21 protein-coding genes are annotated in these 23,897 nt (G+C 57.4%); 9 read left to right on the top strand and 12 right to left on the bottom strand.

Going from position 1 to position 23,897, the window contains the following annotated elements; all coding sequences use genetic code 11:
- Positions 1-10: 10 nt before the first annotated feature.
- Positions 11-2,194 (bottom strand): transglycosylase domain-containing protein, encoded by a 2,184-nt coding sequence (locus tag AC2TCY_RS01915; RefSeq protein ID WP_480845100.1) that lies wholly within the window; start codon positions 2,192-2,194, stop codon positions 11-13.
- 257 nt (positions 2,195-2,451) lie between these two features.
- Between AC2TCY_RS01915 and AC2TCY_RS01910 the strand changes: the two genes are divergently transcribed.
- Together AC2TCY_RS01910 and AC2TCY_RS01905 are read left to right on the top strand one after the other, a co-directional pair.
- Entirely contained in the window at positions 2,452-2,790 is a 339-nt protein-coding gene (locus tag AC2TCY_RS01910) for a P-II family nitrogen regulator (RefSeq protein ID WP_480845099.1), read from the top strand.
- A 33-nt stretch (positions 2,791-2,823) separates the two neighbouring features.
- Positions 2,824-4,149, top strand: a complete 1,326-nt coding sequence (locus tag AC2TCY_RS01905) for an ammonium transporter (protein WP_480845097.1) — start codon at positions 2,824-2,826, stop codon at positions 4,147-4,149.
- Positions 4,150-4,314: 165 nt separating this feature from the next.
- On the opposite strand, the gene AC2TCY_RS01900 is transcribed toward AC2TCY_RS01905, so the two are convergent.
- The 5 genes from AC2TCY_RS01900 to AC2TCY_RS01880 form a co-directional block, all read right to left on the bottom strand.
- Positions 4,315-4,566 carry a hypothetical protein gene (locus AC2TCY_RS01900; protein WP_480845095.1) on the bottom strand — a complete coding sequence of 84 codons (252 nt, stop codon included), beginning with the start codon at positions 4,564-4,566 and terminating at the stop codon, positions 4,315-4,317.
- Positions 4,567-4,765: 199 nt separating this feature from the next.
- Positions 4,766-5,950: an amino acid aminotransferase gene (locus AC2TCY_RS01895; protein WP_480845094.1), complete on the bottom strand. Its 1,185-nt coding sequence runs from the start codon at positions 5,948-5,950 to the stop codon at positions 4,766-4,768.
- On the bottom strand, positions 5,950-6,804 hold the full coding sequence (gene sseA, locus AC2TCY_RS01890) for a 3-mercaptopyruvate sulfurtransferase (RefSeq protein WP_480845093.1): 855 nt from the start codon (positions 6,802-6,804) through the stop codon (positions 5,950-5,952). The genes AC2TCY_RS01895 and sseA overlap by 1 nt, the downstream gene beginning before the upstream one ends.
- A gap of 93 nt (positions 6,805-6,897) precedes the next feature.
- Positions 6,898-7,167, bottom strand: a complete 270-nt coding sequence (locus AC2TCY_RS01885; protein ID WP_480845091.1) for a CBU_0592 family membrane protein — start codon at positions 7,165-7,167, stop codon at positions 6,898-6,900.
- Positions 7,164-7,739 carry a helix-turn-helix domain-containing protein gene (locus AC2TCY_RS01880; RefSeq protein ID WP_480845089.1) on the bottom strand — a complete coding sequence of 192 codons (576 nt, stop codon included), beginning with the start codon at positions 7,737-7,739 and terminating at the stop codon, positions 7,164-7,166. Before AC2TCY_RS01880 ends, AC2TCY_RS01885 begins: the two co-directional genes overlap by 4 nt.
- 106 nt (positions 7,740-7,845) lie before the next feature.
- On the opposite strand from AC2TCY_RS01880, the gene ilvD reads away from it, so the two are divergent.
- Complete coding sequence (ilvD, locus tag AC2TCY_RS01875; RefSeq protein ID WP_480845088.1) at positions 7,846-9,678, top strand: dihydroxy-acid dehydratase; 1,833 nt, start codon at positions 7,846-7,848, stop codon at positions 9,676-9,678.
- 165 nt (positions 9,679-9,843) lie between these two features.
- Here ilvD and AC2TCY_RS01870 read toward each other — a convergent pair whose 3' ends face one another.
- Complete coding sequence (locus AC2TCY_RS01870; protein ID WP_480845087.1) at positions 9,844-10,662, bottom strand: sulfotransferase family protein; 819 nt, start codon at positions 10,660-10,662, stop codon at positions 9,844-9,846.
- Positions 10,663-10,804: 142 nt separating this feature from the next.
- Here AC2TCY_RS01870 and AC2TCY_RS01865 point away from each other — a divergent pair, with 142 nt between their 5' ends.
- Entirely contained in the window at positions 10,805-12,382 is a 1,578-nt protein-coding gene (locus AC2TCY_RS01865) for a DUF5928 domain-containing protein (protein WP_480845085.1), read from the top strand.
- 39 nt (positions 12,383-12,421) lie between these two features.
- On the opposite strand, the gene amaB is transcribed toward AC2TCY_RS01865, so the two are convergent.
- The 3 genes from amaB to AC2TCY_RS01850 form a co-directional block, all read right to left on the bottom strand.
- A complete protein-coding gene (gene amaB, locus AC2TCY_RS01860; protein ID WP_480845483.1) occupies positions 12,422-13,918 on the bottom strand; it encodes an L-piperidine-6-carboxylate dehydrogenase in 1,497 nt (498 codons plus the stop codon).
- An 18-nt stretch (positions 13,919-13,936) separates the two neighbouring features.
- Complete coding sequence (locus AC2TCY_RS01855) at positions 13,937-15,043, bottom strand: saccharopine dehydrogenase family protein (protein ID WP_480845084.1); 1,107 nt, start codon at positions 15,041-15,043, stop codon at positions 13,937-13,939.
- 132 nt (positions 15,044-15,175) lie between these two features.
- A complete protein-coding gene (locus AC2TCY_RS01850; RefSeq protein WP_480845083.1) occupies positions 15,176-16,180 on the bottom strand; it encodes a LacI family DNA-binding transcriptional regulator in 1,005 nt (334 codons plus the stop codon).
- A gap of 255 nt (positions 16,181-16,435) precedes the next feature.
- On the opposite strand from AC2TCY_RS01850, the gene AC2TCY_RS01845 reads away from it, so the two are divergent.
- From AC2TCY_RS01845 to AC2TCY_RS01825, 5 genes are all read left to right on the top strand, one after another.
- Positions 16,436-17,737 carry an extracellular solute-binding protein gene (locus AC2TCY_RS01845; protein WP_480845082.1) on the top strand — a complete coding sequence of 434 codons (1,302 nt, stop codon included), beginning with the start codon at positions 16,436-16,438 and terminating at the stop codon, positions 17,735-17,737.
- 75 nt (positions 17,738-17,812) lie between these two features.
- Complete coding sequence (locus AC2TCY_RS01840; protein ID WP_480845081.1) at positions 17,813-18,694, top strand: ABC transporter permease subunit; 882 nt, start codon at positions 17,813-17,815, stop codon at positions 18,692-18,694.
- A gap of 9 nt (positions 18,695-18,703) precedes the next feature.
- Entirely contained in the window at positions 18,704-19,609 is a 906-nt protein-coding gene (locus AC2TCY_RS01835; protein ID WP_480845080.1) for an ABC transporter permease subunit, read from the top strand.
- A 12-nt stretch (positions 19,610-19,621) separates the two neighbouring features.
- Complete coding sequence (locus AC2TCY_RS01830) at positions 19,622-20,662, top strand: ABC transporter ATP-binding protein (protein ID WP_480845079.1); 1,041 nt, start codon at positions 19,622-19,624, stop codon at positions 20,660-20,662.
- The gene (locus tag AC2TCY_RS01825) at positions 20,659-21,657 is read left to right on the top strand and encodes an endonuclease/exonuclease/phosphatase family protein (protein WP_480845078.1); all 999 of its coding nucleotides are present in this window, start codon (positions 20,659-20,661) and stop codon (positions 21,655-21,657) included. The genes AC2TCY_RS01830 and AC2TCY_RS01825 overlap by 4 nt, the downstream gene beginning before the upstream one ends.
- Positions 21,658-21,673: 16 nt before the next feature.
- Here the strand turns inward: AC2TCY_RS01825 and AC2TCY_RS01820 are convergent, their stop codons facing one another.
- Together AC2TCY_RS01820 and AC2TCY_RS01815 are read right to left on the bottom strand one after the other, a co-directional pair.
- Entirely contained in the window at positions 21,674-22,795 is a 1,122-nt protein-coding gene (locus tag AC2TCY_RS01820) for a mandelate racemase/muconate lactonizing enzyme family protein (protein ID WP_480845077.1), read from the bottom strand.
- Complete coding sequence (locus tag AC2TCY_RS01815; RefSeq protein WP_480845076.1) at positions 22,792-23,886, bottom strand: alcohol dehydrogenase family protein; 1,095 nt, start codon at positions 23,884-23,886, stop codon at positions 22,792-22,794. Before AC2TCY_RS01815 ends, AC2TCY_RS01820 begins: the two co-directional genes overlap by 4 nt.
- Positions 23,887-23,897 lie beyond the last annotated feature (11 nt).

Here is a 23,897-nt window from a genome sequence, read left to right as displayed (position 1 = left end):
CGTTTGCCTGTCAGTTTCCAAAAATGCTGTTCAACAGGTTATTGATTTCCTGCGCGAACCCGCCGCCTTGCTTGCGGCGCGGTTTTGACGGCTGCGCTGTCTGAACCGGAGGATCAGGTGCCAACATGGGCAGGGGCGTTGGCGTCATGCCGTCGGTGACGCGCGTCATGGTCTCTTTCCAAATCTCGGCCGGCAATCCACCACCGGTGACACCCGATAGCGGCGTGTTGTCGTCATATCCCATCCAGACACCCGCGACATAGTCCGCCGTGAACCCGATAAACCATGCGTCTCGTGCCGCTTGGGTCGTGCCGGTCTTACCCGCTACCTGCCACCCCGGCAGTTTGGCCCGTGCACCGGTGCCTTCGGAGACCACACGCTCCATCATCCACGTCAGTTGCCTGGCAGCCTTGTCGTTGATGACACGCTCGCCGATGCCTGTCGTCGTCACCATAACGGGGGTGTTGTCACCCAACAGTTTCAATTCAGTCAGACCGTAGGGTTCCACCGCCGAACCGCCGTTCAGGATGCCAGCATATGCGCCCGTCATCTCGATCAGTGTGCTTTCCGATGCGCCCAGCGCCAATGCCGGCCCCTGCGCCAGATCGCTGGCAATTCCAAAACCACTTGCGACCGTACGGACGTTATCCAGCCCGGAAATCTCGGCTACTTTGACGGCCGGGATATTCAGCGAGTTCTTTAGCGCATCGGCCAGCGTCACCCGACCGTAGAACTTGTTGGTATAGTTCTTGGGGCACCACTGGCCCGAACCGGGAATATTGACGCAATAGGGTTCGTCATTAACTGTATCCAGCGGAGAATACCCCAGCTCCAGCGCAGTGGCATATACGAAGGGTTTGAAGGCTGAACCCGTTTGTCGTTTCGCCAAAGTCGCCCGGTTGAAAACACCCGCCACTCGCGTTTCCCGACCGCCGACCATGGCGCGCACCGCCCCGTCCGCCGACATCACGACAATCGCGGCTTGCGCTTTGGACCCTTCACGGACTTTCTCCTGAAAGATGAACTTCAGCGCCTCTTCAGCAGATTGCTGGATTCGCTGATCCAGCGTTGTCTGGATAACCACATCCTCGGTGGTGTTGCGGGTAAAGAACTCGGGCCCGCTGGCCATGACCCAATCCGCGAAATATCCACCGGCCCTAGCGGCGGCGGCTTTGGACAATTGTGCCGGGCGACTGCGGGCTTCGCTGGCTTGCGCCGAGGTCAGATAGGCCTGATCCTCCATCAACCCGACGACCAGCCGCGCGCGATCCTGCGAACGTTGCAGGTTATTAGTCGGCGCATAGCGCGTGGGCGCAACAAGCAACCCTGCCAGCATCGCGGCCTCAGCCGGGGAAACCTCTGCTGCCGATTTTCCGAAGTAACGCTGGCTCGCAGCTTCGAATCCACGCGCACCGGCCCCCAGAAACGCTCGGTTCAGATAGATCGTCAGAATATCATCCTTGGAGTATTTAACCTCCATCGCCATCGCAAAGATGGCCTCTTTCCCCTTGCGCCAAAGAGAACCCTGACGGCAATCCGCCTCATATGCGGCCTCGGACTCCCAATCGCTGGGCTCGTATGGAACGCCCAAACACAACAGCTTGGCCGTTTGCTGCGTAATGGTCGAACCGCCATGGCCGGACAATGGCCCACGCCCTTCGCTCAGATTGATCCGAACGGCACTGGCGACGCCTCGCGGGCTGACGCCGAAATGGCGGTAGAACCGCTTATCCTCGGTCGCGATCACCGCGTTTTTAAGATGCGGCGAGACCGTGTCGGCCGTGATCACGCCGCCAAACTGATCACCGCGCCAGGCAAAGACCTTGCCGTCGCGATCCAGCAACGTTACCGACCCGCGCGCCCGTCCGTCCAGCAGCGCGTCGAGATCGGGCAAGGTGCTATAGACGATGCCGATCGCCAGCGCCAACATCAGCGCGGCAACGGCGCCGACACGCCAAGTTACACCCCAGATCAAACGCCCGATCCATCGTAACAGGCGACGAAATGGCCCTCCTCCTCCGCCGGACCGGCGGCGTGTTTTTCTCCTTGCCGTCTTGCGCGTCGCGGTTTTGCGGGCCGTCGACTTCTTGCCCGCAGGCTTCGCAGCCCGCTTTGCCGTCGCAGGTTTGCGCCGCTTCGACGGGTATCTTTTGTCCGCGACCAGTGGCGGTTTGCGGCGCTTGGACTCAGTCATGCTCAAACTCTGCCCGATTATGCTTTTGTGGCACCATACCTCGGTGCCGCGGCCATGTAGAGGTGTGAATTTCTGGTATTTCCCCTCCCGTAACTGCCTATTTTTTTATCATCGCATCAAATTTGTGCAAAAAATGTGCAATTTTTGCGAATTTCGGACACGTCTACCCCGGAAACCCATTCCTATAAGCCTTCGCACACGCTCTTTTTCTGCAGGTGCAAAATACCGGCCATGCCGGAGACGTAGAGGGGAAAGACGTGAAACTAATCATTGCGACAATCAAACCGTTCAAGCTTGAGGAGGTGCGTGAAGCACTGACCGAGGCTGGTGTGCGCGGAATGATGGTGACTGAAATCAAGGGCTTTGGTTCGCAGTCCGGTCACACCGAAATCTATCGTGGGGCGGAATACGCCGTGAACTTCGTGCCCAAGATCAAACTGGAAATCGTAGTTCCCGCCACGATGACCGACCAGATCGTCGAAACCATCACCAAGACCGCCAAGACCGGCAAAATCGGCGACGGCAAGATTTTCGTCCTCGATGTCGAGCAGGCCCTGCGCGTGCGGACTGGGGAAACGAACGAAGAGGCGCTCTGAGCGCCCCCACTCACACACATTCGAGGACTGACTATGAATCTGATGAAATCTCTCATCCCTGCCGCCGCGATTGTCGCGTTGCCGCAGATGGGCTTTGCGCAAGAGGCCGCCACCGGTGAAACTGCGCAGCATACGCAATATATCCTGACATCGCTGTTGTTTCTGGTCGGCGGTTTTCTGGTGTTCTGGATGGCCGCTGGTTTTGCCATGCTCGAGGCTGGTCTCGTGCGCTCCAAGAACGTTGCCATGCAGCTGGTCAAGAACATGGGCCTGTTTTCCTTTGCCGCCATCATGTACTGGCTGGTGGGCTTCAACCTGATGTATCCGGGCGATGGCTGGACAATCACGGGGTTCCTTGGCGCCTTTTCACCCACCTCGCTGGAGCCTGTTGGCCTGAGCGGTGTTGAAACCGACCTGTCCTATGCTTCGGTCGGATCTGACTTCTTCTTCCAACTGATGTTCTGTGCCACCACTGCATCGATCGTTTCGGGCACCATGGCCGAGCGCGTGAAACTGTGGCCCTTCTTCGCCTTTGTGATCGTACTGACCGGCATTATCTACCCGATCGAAGCGTCCTGGCAGTGGGGCGGCGGCTGGCTGTCCGAGATGGGCTTTAGCGATTTTGCCGGCTCGACTCTGGTTCACGCCGCTGGTGGTTTCGCAGCGTTGGCCGGTGCCATCGTGCTGGGCCCGCGTATCGGTAAGTACAACAAAGACGGCAAGGTTGTGCCGATTCCGGGTTCGAACCTTGCGCTGGCAACACTGGGTACGTTCATCCTGTGGCTGGGTTGGTTCGGCTTCAACGGTGGTTCTCAGCTGGCAATGGGCACTATCGGTGACATGGCCGACATCAGCCGCATCTTTGCCAACACCAACATGGCCGCTGCTGCCGGCGCCGTTGCCGCGCTGATCCTGACGCAGCTGATGTACGGCAAGGTCGACCTGACCATGGTCCTGAACGGTGCGCTGGCCGGTCTGGTGTCGATCACCGCGGAACCGCTGGCTCCGTCGCTGTTCCAGGCTCTGATCATCGGTGCAATCGGTGGCGTGATCGTGGTTCTGACTGTTCCGATGCTGGATCGCATGAAAATCGACGACGTGGTCGGTGCGATCCCGGTTCACCTGATCGCAGGCTTCTGGGGCACCTTCATCGTGGCCTGGACCAACGGTGACGCGTCCTTCGTGACCCAGATCATCGGCTTTGCTGCGATCGGCATCTTCGTCTTCGTCGTCAGCTTCGTTCTCTTCTCGATCCTCAAGGCAACTGTTGGCCTGCGGGTTGGCGAAGAAGAGGAGATCAACGGCCTGGATATGGGCGAGCTGGGTATGGAAGCATATCCTGAGTTCTCGAAGGGCTGAACTCTTCGAGCCCTCGCAATAAAACACCTGCCCGGGCTTTCCGCCCGGGCATTTTTCATATGACGACAAGTCTGTACTGGTTGGCAAACCGCTAAGGTTCACTCAGGCCTTTTAATTACTCAGCAAAGACTTGAATGCCAGTTCGGCGGTCAAACCGATGATGACTTAACTGCTGAAAAGCGGTGGGAGTGGGTTTATTTTTCCGTCAGCATCGACCTCAAAGATAATGAACTCATCTGCATCGGTGTAAGAACGGTGCATCTGGGACGCTTGGATTTCGAGCGTTCCTTCACTTTCTTCTCTTTCACCACCGACAATCCGTCCATTTTTTACAGCAGCAATATATCGCCCGGCTTTCGGAAATCCGATCAAATTTGCGCAAGCAATAAGTTCATGATGAGAGGGTAGGTGTGGCATTCTTTTTCCTATTTATTCAATCGTCCAAACGCACATATAGCTGCAGATACAAACACACAATACCCGCGTGAGTTGAGTTTCGAAGTTGCCGTTAACTCGATTCCAAATCAAAAGTCATCAACCCTTTTTTCGCCGACGAAAATCGAACGAAACAAAAAAGGCCGCCCAAAGGCGGCCCATAAATCCTTTAGTGGCGCCGTCAGACGCCGACGTCGACAATCGCCTTGGCCAGGATCGGCACGGTATTCGCATTCAAGCCAGCAATGTTCAGACGGCTGTCGCCGACCATGTAGATGCCGTGATCATTCCGCAGTTTTTCCACCAGTTCCGGTGCCGCGCCCAGACGTGAAAACATACCTCGGTGCTGGGCAATGAACCCGAAGCGATCCGAGCCGCTCAGACGCTGAAGTTCATCCGCCAGATCCTGACGCAGACCCAGCATGGACAATCGGACCTCTTCCAATTCGGCAGCCCAGTCTGCTCGCAGAGCGTCGTCCATCAGAATTGTCGTTACCACCCGCGCGCCGTGATCCGGCGGGAAGGAATAATTCTGGCGGTTCAGAAACGCGAGTGTCTCTTGATTCAGTGCGGTTTGACCCGCATCAGAGCTGACAGCCATCAGCAGACCGGTGCGTTCGCGATAGACACCAAAGTTCTTTGAACAAGAAGCCGCGATCAGGCATTCCTTAACCGACGAAGCGACGAGACGGACAGCTAGCGCGTCCTCTTCCAAGCCGTCACCAAAGCCCTGATAGGCAATGTCGATCATGGCCACCAGGCCACACGCATTGATCAGGTTCACGACCTCTTGCCACTGCACCATATTCAGGTTTGCGCCTGTCGGGTTGTGGCAGCAACCGTGCAGCAGAACGACGTCGCCTGCATTGGCGGTCTTTAGGTCCTCGATCATCCCGTCGAAATCAACACCACGGGTTTCGCTGTCAAAATAGCGGTAAGCAACCGTCTCGATGCCCAGATAATTCAGGATCGACAGGTGGTTCGGCCAGGTTGGGTTTGACACAAAGACGCGGGCCGAGGGGTTGGCCATGCGGACCATCTCGAACGCCTGACGGCAGGCACCGGTACCACCGGGTGTCGCTACGGCGGCAATGTTGCCGCGCGGAACCGAAGCGCCCAGGATCAGCCCAATCATCGCATCCGCATAAGCCGGATCACCCGCAAGGCCGGTATATGCCTTGGTTTCCTGCTCTTCTAAAATACGCTGCTCGGCCGCTTTGACCGCACGCATGACCGGGGTGATGCCCTCGGCGTTCTTGTAGACACCCACACCCAGATCGATCTTCTGATCACGTGGATCCTCACGGTACATCTGCATCAGCGCCAGAATCTTGTCAGCGGGCTGAGGTTTGAGAAATTCGAACATCAGTTCTCTCCGGTTGCGACGGGCAGGGTTGGGAAGGCACCCCATTCAGCCCAGGAGCCGTCATAAAGCGAGTGGTCTTTCTTGCCCATGCGCTCGAGCGCAAGGCTTAGGATCGCGGCGGTCACGCCCGAGCCACAGGATGTGATTGCCGGTTTCGACAGGTCCACTCCCGCACTTTCAAACACGGCGCGGCATTCGTCAGGCGACTTCATCGTGTTATTCTTGTTCAACAAAGTGCCGAACGGCACGTTTCGCGACCCCGGAATATGACCAGAGCGCAGACCCGCGCGGGGCTCTACCTCTGCTCCGGCAAACCGGCCAGAAGAACGGGCGTCGATAATCTCATGATCCGCCAGCTTGGCTGCGGCCGAGACCTGCGTCACGTCCCGCACCAGATGGTTCTGAACCCGAACAGTCATGTGTCGATCACGGATGACGGGTGGCAAGTCCTCAATCTCTCGGCCTTCAGCCTGCCACTTGGGCAGCCCGCCATCCAGTACAGCAACGTTTTCCTGCCCCATCAACCGGAACAACCACCACACGCGCGCAGCCGACATCAGCCCGGCTCCGTCATAGACGACAACCTGATGGCCATCCCCCACGCCCATCGCGCGCAGGCGCGACATGAATTTCTCGACCGGCGGCACCATGTGTGGCAGGTCCGAGCGGTGATCGGAGACCTCGTCGATGTCAAAGAACCGCGCCCCGGGAATATGACCGGCGTCGTATTCGGCCTTTGCGTCCCTCCCTTGCTGCGGCAGATGCCAAGACCCATCCAGAATCCGCAGATCCGGATCCTTTAGATGGGCCGCAAGCCATTCGGTGGAAACGAGGGTTTTTGGATCGTCCTGCATCAATGCCTCCCCTAATCGCGCTTGGAAATTTCCTATACCCGGTGGGATAGGGGTTCAAGGTTGGATAGCGCTAGCGCCCTTGCAACACGGGATTTATCTGGCACCGCGCAGGCGGAAGTACTGAATGATCCCGATCAGGCTGATCAGAATCCAGAACCCTTCGATCAGCATCGAAGCCAGATTGAAGTTTTGCAGCAGCGAAAAAACGATCAGAACCGAACCCAGCAGGTTGAACGCCGGAAAGGCCAGATCGTCAGAGTTCATCAACCGCATTTGCGTCGCAAAATAAGCGGCAACGACAATCAGCGCTCCGCAAGAGCCGATGGCGTCCACAAATGTCAGGCTGTCCCAAAATGCGGTCATGAGAGCTTTCGATTCTGCTCTGAAAATTCTGCCTGTTGCGAATAGTGATGCATGTTGAGGAAAGCCGCCCCCTGATCGCCAGCACGGTAGCCATGCGGCAGGTCGGCGGAAAAGCGAAGTCCCTGCCCTGCGTGCAGCGGCACCCATTCCCCATCCCGTAATATGTCCAGCGCGCCGTTAAGCACAAAGACCTCTTCGGTCACACCGGCGGCGTGGGCGGCGGACTCGTGACTTTGGTTCGGGGCAAGTTCAACGTGAAACGTCTCGGCCCCCAGGGCTGGATCGAACGGGAAAACGATCTTTACTTCGATGCTGCCGGGAAAGGTTACGGTGCGAAACACCGACGCGTCTGCAGGATCGCGCATAGCCGACGACCCAATCAAAGCGCTTAGCGGCAATTGAAACCCCTTTGCGATTTTCCAAAGAGTCGCAATCGTCGGGCTGGATTCGCCGCGTTCGATCTGGCCCAGCATGGCTTTGCTGACACCCGTCATTTCGGCGACCTTGGACAGGCTCAGCCCCGAGGCGGCCCGCACGTCCCTTAGTTTCAGTGTAATGTCTTCCGTTTCCATGCCTGCGCTCTGCAAATTCTATTGTACGTTATAACGCACATGTGCTACGTGCGCTATAACGTACGCATCCCGCATATCGCAACCGGGGCAAAAGGGAAACAGCATCATGCCAATGTACCGATCCAGAACTTCTACCCATGGCCGCAACATGGCCGGTGCCCGCGGTCTGTGGCGCGCAACAGGCATGGGCGACGACGATTTCGGCAAGCCGATCATCGCCATCGTCAACTCGTTCACCCAATTTGTACCGGGGCACGTCCATCTGAAGGATCTGGGCCAGATGGTTGCGCGCGAGGTAGAGGCCGCAGGCGGTGTCGCGAAAGAGTTCAACACGATCGCCGTCGATGACGGAATCGCCATGGGTCACGACGGAATGCTGTATTCGCTGCCGTCGCGCGAAGTCATCGCGGACAGCGTCGAATACATGGTCAACGCCCATTGCGCGGACGCGATGGTCTGTATCTCGAACTGTGACAAGATCACTCCTGGTATGCTGATGGCCGCGATGCGCCTGAACATCCCGGCGATCTTTGTTTCGGGCGGGCCGATGGAGGCCGGCAAGATCGACATCGCCGATCTGGACGCCAAAAAGATCGACCTGGTCGACGCCATGGTCGCCGCAGCTGATGACAGGTTTACCGACGAACAAGTCCAGCATATCGAGGAAAACGCCTGCCCCACGTGCGGATCGTGTTCGGGCATGTTCACTGCCAACTCGATGAACTGTCTGGCCGAGGCTCTGGGCCTCGCACTGCCGGGCAACGGCTCGACACTGGCGACACATGCAGACCGCAAAGAGCTGTTTCTTGAAGCCGGGCGCCGGATCGTCGAGATCACCAAGCGACACTACGATCTGGACGAAAAAGGCTTCCTGCCACGTGAAATCGCCACATTTGAGGCATTCGAGAACGCGATGAGCTTGGACATCGCCATGGGCGGATCGACCAATACCGTTCTGCACCTTCTGGCTATTGCGCATGAGGGAGAGGTTCACTTCAACATGAGTGATATGGACCACCTCAGCCGCAAGGTACCGTGTTTGTGTAAAGTCGCACCGAACACCGAAAACGTACATATGGAAGACGTTCATCGGGCCGGTGGTATCTTCTCGATTCTGGGTGAGCTCAGCCGGGCGGGATTGCTTCACGAAGAGTGCAGCACGGTCCATTCCGCCACGATGGGCGAAGCGATTGCCAATTGGGATATCAAGATTGCAAACAATCCCAAAGCACAGGACTTGTTCAAGGCAGCGCCGGGCGGTGTGCGCACCACGCAGGCGTTCAGCCAATCGAACCGCTTCAAGGAACTGGACACCGACCGCGAAAACGGCGTGATCCGATCCAAGGAACACGCATTCAGTCAGGATGGTGGCCTAGCAGTTCTGTTTGGAAACATTGCGCGCGAAGGCTGCATCGTGAAAACGGCCGGGGTGGATGAGAACATCTTGAAATTCACCGGTTCGGCCTATGTTTGCGAAAGCCAGGACCAGGCGGTGAACGATATTCTGACCGGCAAGGTGAAAGAGGGCGACGTAGTAGTCATTCGTTATGAAGGCCCACGCGGTGGACCGGGAATGCAAGAGATGCTGTATCCGACCTCGTATCTGAAATCCAAAGGTCTGGGCAAAGCCTGCGCTCTACTGACCGATGGCCGCTTCTCGGGCGGCACATCGGGTCTGTCTATCGGCCATGTATCCCCCGAAGCCGCAGAAGGCGGTGAGATCGGACTGGTGAAAACTGGCGACACGATCGAGATCGACATCCCCAACCGCACCATTCATCTGGCCGTATCGGATGAGGAATTGTTCGAGCGGCGCGAAGAGCAGGACGAGAAGGGTTGGCACCCGGCTGAGCCGCGTAAGCGCAAGGTTTCAACGGCGCTCAAAGCCTATGCCAAACTCACTACCAGCGCGGCAAAAGGGGCCGTGCGCCAGGTCTGAGAATAAACAACCGGGAACACTCCCGCGTCCGATATGCGCCATCGGCTTTGCCGACACCGCTTTCGGACTTGGGCCCGGCGCCGCGCAAAAGCGCGGCGCCGGGCCCAACAAGAGGAGATGTCTCGTCAGAGACTTTGACGATTGGCGGGAGCCCCCACCCGATTCTTAGTCACCCAGTTTGGCGTGAACTTCATCCAGATCGATCTCTCCGACCGGCATCTTGTTTGCAGGATTTTCGAAATCGTATTTGAACAGCTCGAAATCTTTCTTGTAGATCTCATAAACCAAATGCATCGAAAGGTCGTCAAAGTAATCCTCAACCGGATGCGCCCGCTTGGGACCGTGGCCTTCGGATTCGTTGAAACGTGGAATCTCAGACAAGGTCACAGGGTGTGCCGTATCGAGATCTTCCAATACGCCCCGCATCCCGTCATTGAACTTCTCGGTCCAGAAGATGCGATCGTACCGTCCCCCATTCACGATCAGCGTTGAAACATGGCCTGACATGGCCGACCAGTGAATATCAGGATCCATCGGACGCCGCCAACGGATCGTATCTCGGGCAAACAGCAGAAACCGGCGAAAGCTGGCGATCTGGTCAAACTCGCCCTTCCCGTCTTCCCCGCCAACTTCGATGCCGTAGTTGTAAATCAGCGTCGGCACCAGATTGCCGCGATAGCGTTTTCCGTTTCGCTGAATACCGCAGATCTTGTCAAAGAAGGAGCTGAGGATGCGAGTATAGGGATTGCGGACACAGGTGAACGTAAAGGACTCATGCGACCGCACATTCCTGGCAATAACATCCTGACTGCCATCAAAGGCCCATTTGTGCATACCATCCTGCGCATCATGGATATCGCCATCAAAGAACTGTCCGTGATCGGAGTAGTACATGATCTGCCCGATGGTCGAGCAGGCACATTTGGGCACCACGCGATAAACCATGCTTTGGCTTTCGGTCATCCATGTCCCGGGAAAACCCATTCGCTGCGCCTCCTTCGCCGGTTCGGTCTCAGGCCGATACTCCGGCATTCGATGTAAAAGAACCAAAAAAATTCTGTTTATTCAATCGTTCATCCTCAGTATCACGGTTGGAAACGAGCAGAAACGGGAATTGCGGACCTCTATGGCAAAGGTTGCCTATATTTTGTTGTGCCACAAAAACCCTGACGCAATCATCGCGCAGGCAGAGCAACTGACCGCTGCCGGCGACTGCATGGCCATCCATTTCGATGCACGCGCCGGGGCAGTAGACTATGCGCGTATTCGTGACGCGCTGAATGACAATCCAAATGTTACCCTCGCCTCCAACCGGACCAAATGCGGCTGGGGGGAATGGTCTCTGGTTCAGGCAACACTTTACGCGATTCAGGCAGCGGTCGAGGCCTTTCCCCGCGCCACGCATTTCTACATGTTGTCCGGCGATTGCATGGCAATCAAGACAGCGGAATACACCCATCGATTTCTCGATGAGAACGACAAGGATTTCGTAGAAAGCTACGATTTCTTCGAAAGCAACTGGATCAAGACCGGTATGAAAGAAGACCGGCTGATCTATCGCCACTATTTTAACGAACGCACCCAGAGCCGCCGGTTCTACGCGGCCTATGAAATGCAAAAGCGTTTGGGCCTGACCCGAGAGATACCTGCGGACATACAAGTCATGATCGGTAGCCAGTGGTGGTGCCTGCGCCGCCAGACGATCGAGATGATTCTCGCCTTTCTACGCCAGAGACGGGATGTGGTTCGGTTTTTCTCGACCACTTGGATCCCAGATGAAACTTTTTTTCAAACGCTGGTCCGACACCTGATCCCAAGAGCGGAAATCGAAAACCGCACGCTGACGTTCTTGATGTTCTCTGACTACGGGATGCCGGTCACGTTCTATAACGACCACTACGATATGTTGCTGGGTCAGGACTACATCTTTGCGCGGAAGATCAGCGCCGAGGCGCATGAGCTAAAAGACCGGCTTGGTAAGCTATACGCCAGCGAAGGGATCACGTTTCAGGTATCGGACGAAGGGCGCAACCTCTACAGTTTTCTCAGCGGTCGGGGGCGTGTCGGGCGGCGCTATGCAAGACGGTTCTGGGAGGCCGCGAACACGCTCGGATCTGAGCGGGACTTATATTTGATCGTCTGCAAAAAATGGCACGTGGCCAAGCGGCTGGTCGGTCAGATCGTGTCTGAAACCGATATTCCCTGCGTCGAGTATCTGTTCAATGAACTGGAAACACCCCTGCCTGATCTGGGGGGGATCGAAACGACCCTAACCAAACGTTCTCGTCATCGCCGGGCCCTTGTGCAGATGTTGTTTGACCACTTCAATTCGGATCGGCTGGTGATCTGCCTGGATCCGTCGAATTTGGACATTGTTCAAGACTTTTGCGCGGATCAGGCCCGGACACATGTGCTTGAAATCGAGTGTGATTATTCCGACGACTATCTGATCGGTCACGCGCGGCGCGTTGGTCTGGCCGGAGAGGCCAGCCCCGTCCGGACGGTCGAGCGCCTGCTGCCCACCATCCGTAACGATATCACCTATGAATCCGAGCAGATCCGGGGCGCAGGGTTCGATGGGTACTTGCGTTTGCGTCAGTCGGCACCAAAGGCCGACAACGAAATCGCAGTCGCCAAGTTTCTCGGGGTCGCCACCGATAAGGCGCAGGCCATCATGCAGTTGGAATACCTGTTCTCGGATTAAGACCCGGCGACTTTGTCGGACACCGCCGGGTCATAGGGGTCAGATATCGAACTTGACGCCTTGTGCAAGCGGCAGTTCGGCCGAGTAGTTCACAGTATTGGTCTGACGACGCATATAGGCTTTCCACGCGTCCGAGCCGCTTTCACGCCCCCCGCCAGTTTCCTTTTCACCGCCGAAGGCTCCACCGATCTCGGCACCCGACGGGCCGATATTGACGTTGGCGATCCCACAATCCGAACCGGCAGCTGTCAGGAACTTTTCCGCCTCACGCATGTTCAGGGTGAACACGCAAGAGGACAGGCCTTGCGGTACATCATTCTGGATTTCCAGCGCCTGATCAAAATCGTCGTACCCCATCACATAAAGGATCGGAGCAAAGGTCTCGGTTTTCACCGTCTCGGTTTGTCCGGGCATTTCGACGATCGCCGGTTCCATATAGACGCCTGCAGGAACACCTTCGGTCACACGATTGCCTCCGAAAACAGTGCCGCCCTCGGCCTCGGCGGCCTTCAGTGCGGATGTCATCGCAACCCCGGATGCTTCATCCACCAACGGACCAATTAGTGTGCCTTCGGCCAGCGGATCTCCGATCGGCAGCCCCGCATATGCCTTTTTCAAACGCGCAACCAGTTCACCTTTGATCGATTTATGCACGATCAGGCGACGCAGCGTGGTACAGCGTTGGCCTGCGGTACCCACGGCCGAGAACACAATCGCGCGCACCGCCATTTCCAGATCGGCCGAGGGACCGACGATCATCGCATTGTTGCCGCCCAGTTCCAGAATACATTTGCCAAACCGCTGCGCCACGATCGGTGCTACCGCCCGGCCCATGCGGGTCGACCCGGTGGCCGAGATCACCGGGACATCCTCGCTGGCCACCAGCGCCTCGCCCAGCGCCGCCCCGCCAATCAGGGTTTGCAGCAAGCCGTCCGGCGCATCACCAAACCGCGCCAGCGCGCGCTCAAAGATTTTCTGACAGGCCATCGCTGTCAGCGGCGTCTTCTCGGACGGTTTCCAGATCACCGGATCACCACAGACCAGCGCCAGAGCGGCGTTCCACGACCAGACCGCAACAGGAAAGTTGAAGGCCGAGATCACGCCAACCGGACCCGCGGGATGCCAGGTCTCCATCATCCGGTGGCCGGGGCGTTCGGAGGCGATGGTCAGGCCATAAAGCTGGCGTGACAGGCCGACAGCGAAGTCACAGATATCGATCATCTCCTGCACTTCGCCCAGTCCTTCGGACGTGATCTTGCCTGCCTCCCAACTGACCAGCGCACCCAGGTCATCCTTGGCGGCGCGCAGTTCTTCACCGAGCAGCCGGATCAGCTCACCACGCCGTGGGGCGGGAACAACCCGCCATTCTTTGAACGCCGCTTTGGCACGGGCAAAGATGGCGTCCATGTCAGTGACAGGGGTCTCATGTACTTCGGCCAGCAAACTGCCATCGATGGGTGAGGTCACCCGCAGTGTGCCGCCGGTCAGTTCCTCTTGAGTGAGATCTAATTTCGCAAGGGTTGCTTCAGCTGTCATCACTACGTCTTTCATATCTCAGGCCGCCTTGTTCTGTTGGGTCACATCACCAGCACGATAAAGCTGGCCAAATTCTGTATTGAGGAAGTCGGCAAGTTTCACCTGCTCCTGCCGGACAAACCCTTTGGATGGCAGCGCCCCGGTGCGCACCAGATCGACCACGCCCAGCACACCTGCTGCAGTCGTGACCTGAATGGCGCTCCAGACCTGTCCGTTGAATTCTCGCGCAAAGGATTTGTTGATCAGGGACTTCTCGCGCAATTCGCCTTCGATCTTACCTTTGGCCGTGCAGTAGACCAGCACAACGTCCTGATCGGTGCGCGGCAATGCGGCTTCGAAAATCTCTTTCAACAGATCGCGACGGCGTTCCAGCCCCAGATCACGAAGCAACAGTTTCAGGATGTCGCAATGGCCCGGATACCGGATCGAGCGGTAGGATACGGCGCGCGCTTTGCCCTCCAGCGTTTCAGGCAAAGTGCCCAGACCGCCCGAGGTATTGAAGCATTCGTATTCCACACCATCGTGGCCCAGAACTTCGTAATCCTCCAGCGGAGCGGTCTTGACCAGTTCACCGTTCACGATGGCATCACAGGGATTGCAATACTCGTTGATCAGGCCGTCGGTCGACCATGTCAGATTGTATTTCAACGCGTTGGTCGGGTAGAGCGGCAGTGCACCAACCCGCATATGCAGGCTGTCGATTTCGTCAAATTCCGCTGCCAGGGCAGCCCCCGCGATGCCGACAAAGCCCGGCGCCAGTCCACATTGCGGCATAAAGGCCGTATCGCTGTCTTCTGACAGCTTGCGCACGGCGTTCGTTGCGGCCACGTCTTCGGTCAGATCGAAGTAATGCGCGCCTGCCTCTTTGGCTGCCTTGGCAATGGCCGGCGTCAGAAAAAACGGCGCGGCTGAAATCACTGCATCAAAACCGGCCAGACCTGCGGTCAGCCCCTCTTCGTTTTTGGCGTCGATTTGTTTAGTGCCCACGCCCATCTTGGCGATCTCGCCCAACGCCTTCAGGTCATGATCCGCTACAGTCACTCGGTAGTTCGGTGATCCCTTCAGCAGGGTCGCAATCATCTGTCCGATTTTACCGGCGCCAACGACACAAACATTCCAGTTCAAAACGTGCCTCCATTATCCGTTTTTCTTGAATATGGAGGAAAACCTGTTCGAAAAGCAGCGTGTATCTTGACGAAATCACGGACATTTGCGTCATAACGGCGGTATTTTCGGCATTATGCCGAAGCTTTCCAATTAGTGGCTGCTACGTAGGATTAGCTCGGGATCCAACAGTACTTCTTCCTCGGGCTTGCCGGGATCTTCTGCGCGGCGGTCCAACAAACCGATCACCGCTTCAACCAGTTCCGGGATCGGGTTGCGCAACGTGGTCAGCGAAAACGCGGGCCAAGCGGCCATAGCTATGTCATCGAATCCCAGCACCGAGACATCTTCGGGAACCCTAAGTCCGCTTTCACGCAGCGCTGTCATCGCCCCGATTGCCATGGCATCATTTGCACAAACCAACGCATCCATTGAGGCTGACAGTAAAAGCCGACCGGCAGCGTCATATCCACTTTGGACAGTGAAATCGCCGGTTTCTTCGGCAATCAGCGACAGGCTTCGGGCCGACAGGGCCGCGCAAAGCCCTTTTCGCCGCCACTGTGACGAGCCAAAATAGGCAGGCCCGCCAATATACGCAAATCTGGTTCGTCCTTTGTCCAGCAACACATCCGTTCCGCGCCGCATTCCCTCGGCGTTGCGACAGCTCACATTGTCGACCCCGGGCGCATTCAGCAGCCGACCGCTGGAAATGACCGGAATGCTCAATTTACCGCAGGATTCCACAATATCTTCGTTCAGGCTACCCGACCGCAGGATGATCGCCTCGAGCGGATAGCGCAGCACATTCGAAACCGCCTCGCGAGATGTATCTTCGGTACCGCCGATCACGATGGGCCACCGGCCCGCACCGCACAGCCCTGTCGTCAGGTGTCTGAGAACCTCCTGATCGTATTCGTTGGGCATTTCACCGACGAAGATGGCAACCAGATTCGATCCACCTGCCTGCAAACTGGCGGCCAGTGCATTCGGGCGATAGCCCAGCTCTTCGGCTGCCTTCAGGATCGCCTTACGTTTTTCGGTATTCAGATAAGCGCCTGGGGTGAAGGCACGCGACACAGCCGAACGGGAAGATCCGGCCAGTTTCGCCACGTCCTCGGCAGTAACCCGTTTCGTCCGAGTTCCGGTCTTGGGTTTCATCTCAAATGCTCACAGTCTTTTGTACGATGTCGTTAAAATACTTCACATTCGTCACAGCCGCGTTACAGTGCATCTGTATGTGAACACGTGTGCAGAGTTCATGCAAGAAAAACAGAGCTGAAAACCATTAATTTTTTCAAAGGTTTAGCTCAGTAGTTCGGCGTGGAATCACGTGCTTACCTTTTGGAGTCGCAGGTCACTGCGGGCCAAATCAACCCAAAATGCCCTCAGGGCTTCTTTGATCGGAGATACAGAATGACTCGTCTGACTCTCGCCACTGCCGCAGCCGCGACGCTGCTGTCCGGCGCAGCATATGCGGAAACCGAAATCACCTTGTGGCACGCGATGGGTGGTGCACTTGGTGAAACCGTTAACCAGATTGCTGCGGATTTTAACGCCAGCCAGGACGAATACGTCGTCACCCCAGTGTTCAAAGGTACCTACGAAGAAGCCCTGACGGCCGGTATTGCTGCCTTCCGCGCTGGTGAACAGCCCAACATCCTGCAAGTGTTCGACGCCGGTGCCGCTACTGTGATTGGCGCCAAGGGTGCAACCATCCCGGTTCAGGACCTGCTGACAGACAATGGCGTGACCTTCGACATCGAAGACTATATCTCAGGCGTGCGCTATTTCTTCGCGGACAGTGACGGCAAAATGATCGGAATGCCGTTCAATTCGTCCTCGCCCATCATGTATTACAATGTGGATGCGCTGGAAAAAGCCGGTGTGACCCCGCCGAAAACCTGGGAAGAGTTCCAGACCGTCACCGCGCCCGCACTGAAAGAGGCCGGATATACTGGCCTGTCGCAGTCGCACCTGCCGTGGATCTTCACCGAAAACTTCATGTCGCGCCACGACTTGCCGTTTGCCACCAACAACAACGGTTATGACAGCGTCGACACGCAGATTCTGGTGAACAACGATGCCATCAAGGCGCATTTCAACGCTGTTCAGGACTGGCAGAAGAACGGCTATTTCGAATGGTTCGGCACCGGTTGGGGTGACAACCAAACACCGTTCGAAGAAGGCAAAGTTGCAATCTGGTTGGGCTCATCCGGTTCCTTCGGCGGCCTGTCCAAGAAAGACCTGCCGTTCGAATTCTCGGCCACCTACCTGCCTTATTGGGAAGCGGTAACGACTGAGCCCAAGCAAACCTTCATCGGTGGCGCCGCTCTGTTCGCGATGGCGGGTAAGCCTGCCGAGGAAAACGAAGCCACAGCTGCATTCTTCGAATTCTTGACCTCGCCTGAAACCCAGTATTTCTGGCACAAGGAAACCGGTTACGTTCCGATCACCGAAGCTGCGTATGAGCTGGCCAAATCCGACGGTCACTATGAAAAAATGCCCGCCGCCGAGATCGGCATCAACCAGCTGTCGCTGCCAGCCGGTGACAACACCAAAGGCTATCGCATGGGCTTTTATGTTCAGATCCGCGACGTGATGAACCGTGAGTATGGCCGCATCCTGACCGGCGAAACCTCGGTTGAAGATGCATTCCAGAACATCGAGACCGAAGCCAACCAGCTGCTCGAGCGTTTCTCGAAAACCCAAGGGTAATCTGATATCCTGAACGGGCGCGGCGGCCGCAGGCATCTGTGGTCGCCGCCCTTATTAAATGAAAGGAAGGCCCGCATGAAGCGCGCAGGCTTTGACACGAAATGGCTGCCAATTCTGTTGCTGCTGCCTCAGCTGATAATCATTGCGGTCTTCTTCTATTGGCCCGCAGCACATGCGATCCAATCGTCTATGTTCTTGCAGGACCCGTTCGGATTTGGGTCGACCTTCGTTGGTTTTGACAACTACACCGACCTGGCGGCAAATTCCGAATACCGCCGCATTGCATGGTTCACGGTGATCTTCACCTTGCTGGTCACGTTCTTTTCACTTGCGTTGGCATTGCTGCTGGCCGTCAAGGCGGACAAGGTCATTCGCGGCGCGCGCAGCTATCGAACACTGCTGATGTGGGTCTACGCGGTCGCTCCTCCGGTTGCTGGATTCATCGGCCTGATCATGTTCGACCAAAGCTGGGGGCCCCTGACCGAATTTGTCAAAAAATTCGGCTGGGACTTCAAGCTGGGCGTCAACTACTTCGACACGGCATCTGCCATGATCATCGTCTCGGTTTGGAAACAGGTGCCCGTCAATTTCATCTTCTTCCTTTCTGGCTTGCAATCCATACCGCGCTCCGTGCGCGAAGCGGCCTTGATCGACAATGGCTCGGCCATGGGTCGCTTCTGGGATGTAACCTTCCCACTGTTGGCGCCGACCGCGTTCTTCCTGCTGATCATCAATATCACCTATTCTCTGTTCGACACGTTCGGCGTCATTGATACGCTGGTGAAGGGCGAGCCGGGCAACAACCCGATGACATTGGTCTACAAGGTCTATGTGGACGGGTTCCGCGGCAACGACCTAGGTGGTTCGTCGGCGCAATCGGTTATCCTGATGGTGCTGGTCCTGGCCCTGACCGTCTTCCAGTTCCGGCTGGTCGAACGTCGTATCCACTATACCTGAGGTTTCGCCATGACACATGTTCATACCGCCCAAAGCGTCGAGACCTCGACCCCGACCGCATCCAAGCGCGGGGTCCGGTTGAGCGATATCGGCGACCATCTGGTGCTGATCCTTGGCTCTCTGTTCATGCTGCTGCCGTTGATCGTGCTGCTGCAGATGACCACCATGCCGGATGTCGAGGTCATCAAGACCGGCCCGACCCTGCAGATCGGCGATCAGTTGGGTCCCAACTTCGATAAGGCCATGTTCGAAGCATCGGGCTTTTCCGGCAAGAACACCGGAACCAGCATGCTGATCAACTCGTTCATCCTTGGTATAGGTTTTGCAGTCGGTAAAATCGTGATCGGAATGATGGCAGCTTATGCCATCGTCTATTTCCGCTTGCGGTTCGCCACGCTGGCGTTCTGGATCATCTTCACCACGCTGCTTTTGCCGCTCGAGGTGCGTATCCTGCCATCATACGAAGTAATCCAGAAACTCGGTATGCTGAACACCTATCAGGGTCTGATCATTCCGTTGATCGCTTCGGCCACGGCGACGTTCTTTTTCCGGCAATACTACCGTTCGGTCCCCGAGGAGCTGGTCGAGGCCGCTCGTATCGACGGTGCGGGACCTGTCAAATTCTTTATCGACATACTGGTGCCGCTCAGCCGGACGATGATCGCCGCGATGTTCATCATCATGTTCGTCTTCGGCTGGAACCAGTATCTGTGGCCGACCATGATCACCACCGAAGAAGACATGTTCACTCTTGTCCGCGGGATCAAGCAGATCACGCAGGACCTTGAGGGTACCAACATCCCCGAATACGGCCGCGCAAACATGCTGGCATTCATCGCCATCATCCCACCGGTCTTCGTCGTCATTTTCTTCCAAAGCTGGTTCGTCAAGGGCCTTACGGAATCCGACAAGTAAGGAATACTACCTATGGCTCAGGTTTCCCTGAACTCTATCCGCAAACTCTATCCCAACGGGTTCGAGGCCGTCACGCCGTCGAGCTTCCACATCGACGATGGCGAGTTCGTGGTGTTGGTTGGTCCATCCGGCTGCGGCAAATCCACCTTGCTGCGCATGATCGCGGGGCTCGAAGACATCACCGAAGGTACTCTGCGCATTGACGAGCGTGAGGTAAACAATGTCGATCCTGCCGACCGCGATATCGCGATGGTGTTCCAGAATTATGCGCTTTACCCGCATATGACAGTTCGCAAGAACATCGCTTACGGCCTGAGGAACCGCAAAACTCCGGCAGGTGAAATTGACCGCAAGGTGGCCGAGGCGTCAGCGCTGCTGAACCTTGATGAATATCTCGACCGCAAGCCTTCACAACTGTCGGGTGGTCAGCGGCAACGGGTGGCGATGGGCCGGGCCATCGTGCGTGACCCTGCATTGTTCCTGTTTGACGAGCCGCTGTCGAATCTGGACGCCAAGCTGCGCAACCAGATGCGGATCGAGATCAAGGCGCTGCAACGACGTCTGGGCGTGACCTCGATCTACGTCACCCACGATCAGGTCGAAGCCATGACCATGGCCGACCGCATCATCGTCATGAACAGCGGCAAGATCGAACAGATCGGGACCCCGGCCGAGGTCTACCACGCCCCGGCGTCGACCTTTGTAGCGGCCTTCATGGGTGCGCCGCCGATGAACCTGCTGAACGCGCAAGCCAGCGGTGGCGCAGTGCGTTTTGCCGACACCCACATCACCGAAGGTGCGCCGACCGATGGCCCGGTGACCCTTGGCATCCGACCCGAAGACCTGTTGCTGGACCCGGCCGGACCGCTGTCCATCACGATCGACATTATCGAGGAGCTGGGCGCTCACCGCCTGTTGCACGCCTCGATCGGGCAGGAAAAACTGACCGTACACGTAGGCAAGGATACCGAAGTCTCACCCGGCCCGGCCAACTTGTCGGTCAAACCCGGCGCAGCGTCGCTGTTTGCAACTGAGACCGGAAAACGCCTGTGACCCACGCTGTTTCGACTTTGCCGCTGGTCTCGGAAGCCGAGCGCCAGCGCATTCTGGCTGCGCCGCGTACCGCGCAGGCCCACCGCGCATTGCTGGCTGATTTACCCGCGATGAACCTGTTGCAGACGGGTGGTGAAACTCAGGAAACCGCTCTGCCGCATGAGATTTCGGTTGTGGCCTGGAATCTCGAACGCTGTCTGTTCCCTGAGGAAAGCGCCAACCATATCGCCCCTTTCGCGCCGCAGGTTGTGCTGTTGTCAGAAATGGATCATGGGATGGCCAGAACATCTCAGCGCCACACGACCGAAGATATGGCCCACGCCTTGGGCATGACCTACGCCTACGGGGTCGAGTTTCATGAACTGGGTCTTGGCGGTCCGACCGAGCGACCCTATTGCACCGACGATTTCAACGCCCGCGGTTGGCACGGCAACGCCATCCTCAGCGCGGTCCCGTTTGAACGGCTGGCGATGTTGCGGCTGGACGAAGATGGGCACTGGTTCATGACCGAAGGCGCGGGCGATCCCGAGCAACCTCGGGTCGGAGGCAGAATGGCTCTGGCTGCGATCCTGCCAGGTCAGAGTGGCCCGGTCTGTGTCGTCTCGACCCACCTGGAGAGCAACTCGGGCGCGGCTCATCGCGCTGCGCAGTTTGATGCGCTGCTGGATATGATGGACCAATTTGCCCCGGATATGCCGGTGATTATCGGCGGAGACCTGAACACCGGAAACCACATTCCCCCAGACTTTGACTGGCGGGACGAAACCTTGTTTCAAATCGCTGAAAACAGGGGTTATGACTGGGCCTGTTCCCCCGAGGGCATGACCACGCGGCCCAGCCTGATCACCCCGCATCCAACCCGACAGATGCGTCTGGACTGGTTCTGCACACGCGGATTTATCTGTTCGGACAAAAGACGCGTGTCCTCTCTGACTGAAGAGGGCAAACCATTGTCCGATCACGACGCCGTTTGGTGCCGGGTTGCCCGGGCCTGAGACAGGCCCGATGCTACTATGACCACGTTGCGACCGGAGCCCCGAGGGCTTCGGTCTTTACAGTCAATCCCAGACCGGGCACCTGCGGGGCCAACACGCCACCGTCGACGACCGGCGCATCAAACGCAGCGGTTTCCAGTTTGACCATGTCGCGACAATCAAGCACGCAACGCAGATAACGTTCCGGGACGGTTGCGCCCAAATGAACGATGCCCGCGAAGGCGATGGCCGAACCAACCGTGTCCTGAACGCTGATTGTCAGCCCTGCGGACCGGCAGATATCGCGATGCCTGCGCCCGCGCGTCAGGCCGCCTGCTTTCGAGATTTTCAACCCGATCCCATCCGCGATGTCCTGCGCAACGATCTGAGTGACGTCCTGATCCTGCTGCGCCAACTCGTCAACAATAATCGGCACGTTACACCGCTGCCTCAGAGAGATCGTTTCGCGCCATGACGCACACGGGGCTTCAAGAACGAAATCCAGACCCTCCGGCAGCAACCTGAGCATCCGCAGGGCGGTCTCAGGGATCATACCGCCATTGGCGTCCACAATGAAGTATTCGCCCGGTCGCCGGTCCGCCAGCGAGGCCGAAATCCGTTCTGCATCCAGCGCCGGGCCGCCTTCGGAATCCAACGCTCCGATCTTCACGGAATGGCCCAGATATCCACGGGCCCGGTGATCCGCAACGCGGGCACGCATGTCTTCGGGATCACCGGCATAGATCGAGGATATGACCGGCATGCGGTGGCCGGTTGATCCGCCCAACAACTCGCAAACCGGCAGGTCGACCGACTTTCCGAAAATATCCCAACACGCGATGTCCAGCGCAGTCTTGGCGTGATTGTGCCCGACCAGAGCCTCGTCCATTGCGTCATTGATGCGGTCCAGCTGTCTGGGATCACGGCCCAGAAGGCAGGGCGCGATTTCTTCGACCCCGGCGCGAGCGCCGCGGGCATGTGCGGCGATATAGGTCGACCCGAAAGGCGTGCTTTCTCCCCAGCCTTCCAATCCGGTATCCGTTTCCATGCGAACGATCGTGGCGTCAAAGCCGTGATACTCACGCCCTCCGGACAGAAGATAAACCCCGCCTGAATAAGGCAGCTCCACCTGATAAAGCTCGATGCGGCTGATCTTCATGGTGTGGTCTCGGGCGGCAGCAAAACCAGTTTGCCTGTGTGTTTCTTTGCCAGGAAATCTTCCTGCGCCTGGGCGATCTCGGCCAAGGGGTAAGTGGCAGACAAAGCGGGGCGGATTTCACCACCTTCGATATACGAGATAAGGTTCGGAAAAACCTCATCCGCCTGATAGGTCGATCCGAATAGAGACAAATCCTTCAGATACAGCGACCTGACATCAAGCTGTGTGATCGGTCCGGCGATCGCACCGGCGGTGGCATAGCGACCGCCTCGGCGCAAAACATCCAGAAACGAAGGCCATTGCGGGCCAGCCACCAAATCGATCACCACATCGACAGACCCGGCACCCAGTGTACCCACCAGATCCGCATCCCGGTCAACCACCTGATCCGCGCCCAGCGCGTGCACTTCATCCGCCTTGGCTGCCGAGGACATCGCGATGACAAAAGCACCGCGTCGCTTGCACAACTGAACGGCTGCCGATCCGACACCGCCGGACGCGCCCGAGATCAAGACCCGCTCGGCCCCGACAGATGCGCGATGCAGCATGTTTTCGGCGGTAGAATAGGCGCAGGGGATCGATGCGAGCTCGGCATCGGACCAGTTGCAGCGCACGGCATGTGTGAATTCAGACTTGGCGATGGCGAACTGGGCAAACCCGCCGTCAAGTTCCGACCCATAGGTGATGCACGTAAACGGATCTGCCTCCCGGATCGGTTGGATTGATTGCACCAGAACACGCTGTCCAATCCGTTCCGGGTCTACGCCCTCTCCCACCGCAGTGATGTAGCCGCAGACATCTGCACCCTGAATGCGCGGGAAGGTCAGTGGAATGCCGGACCAGCTGGCATCGTCGGTATCCACCTTGTCGAACCCTTCAGCACCACCCGATTCCGTGTCGGAGGTCACGACTTTGGAATACCAGCCGATCCGTGTGTTGATATCGGTGTTATTGATCCCCGCTGCAGTCACACGGATTTGCACTTCGCCTTTGCCCGGTTCGGGAATCGTCACATCAGTGCGATAGTCCAGTTTTTCCAGTCCGCCATGACCGGTCAGAAGAACCGCTGCCATCTTGCCTTGAGTCGCCATGTATTGCCCTC

This window comes from Ruegeria sp. HKCCD7181 (assembly GCF_057221055.1).
This window is presented reverse-complemented; position numbering and strand designations above follow the sequence as displayed.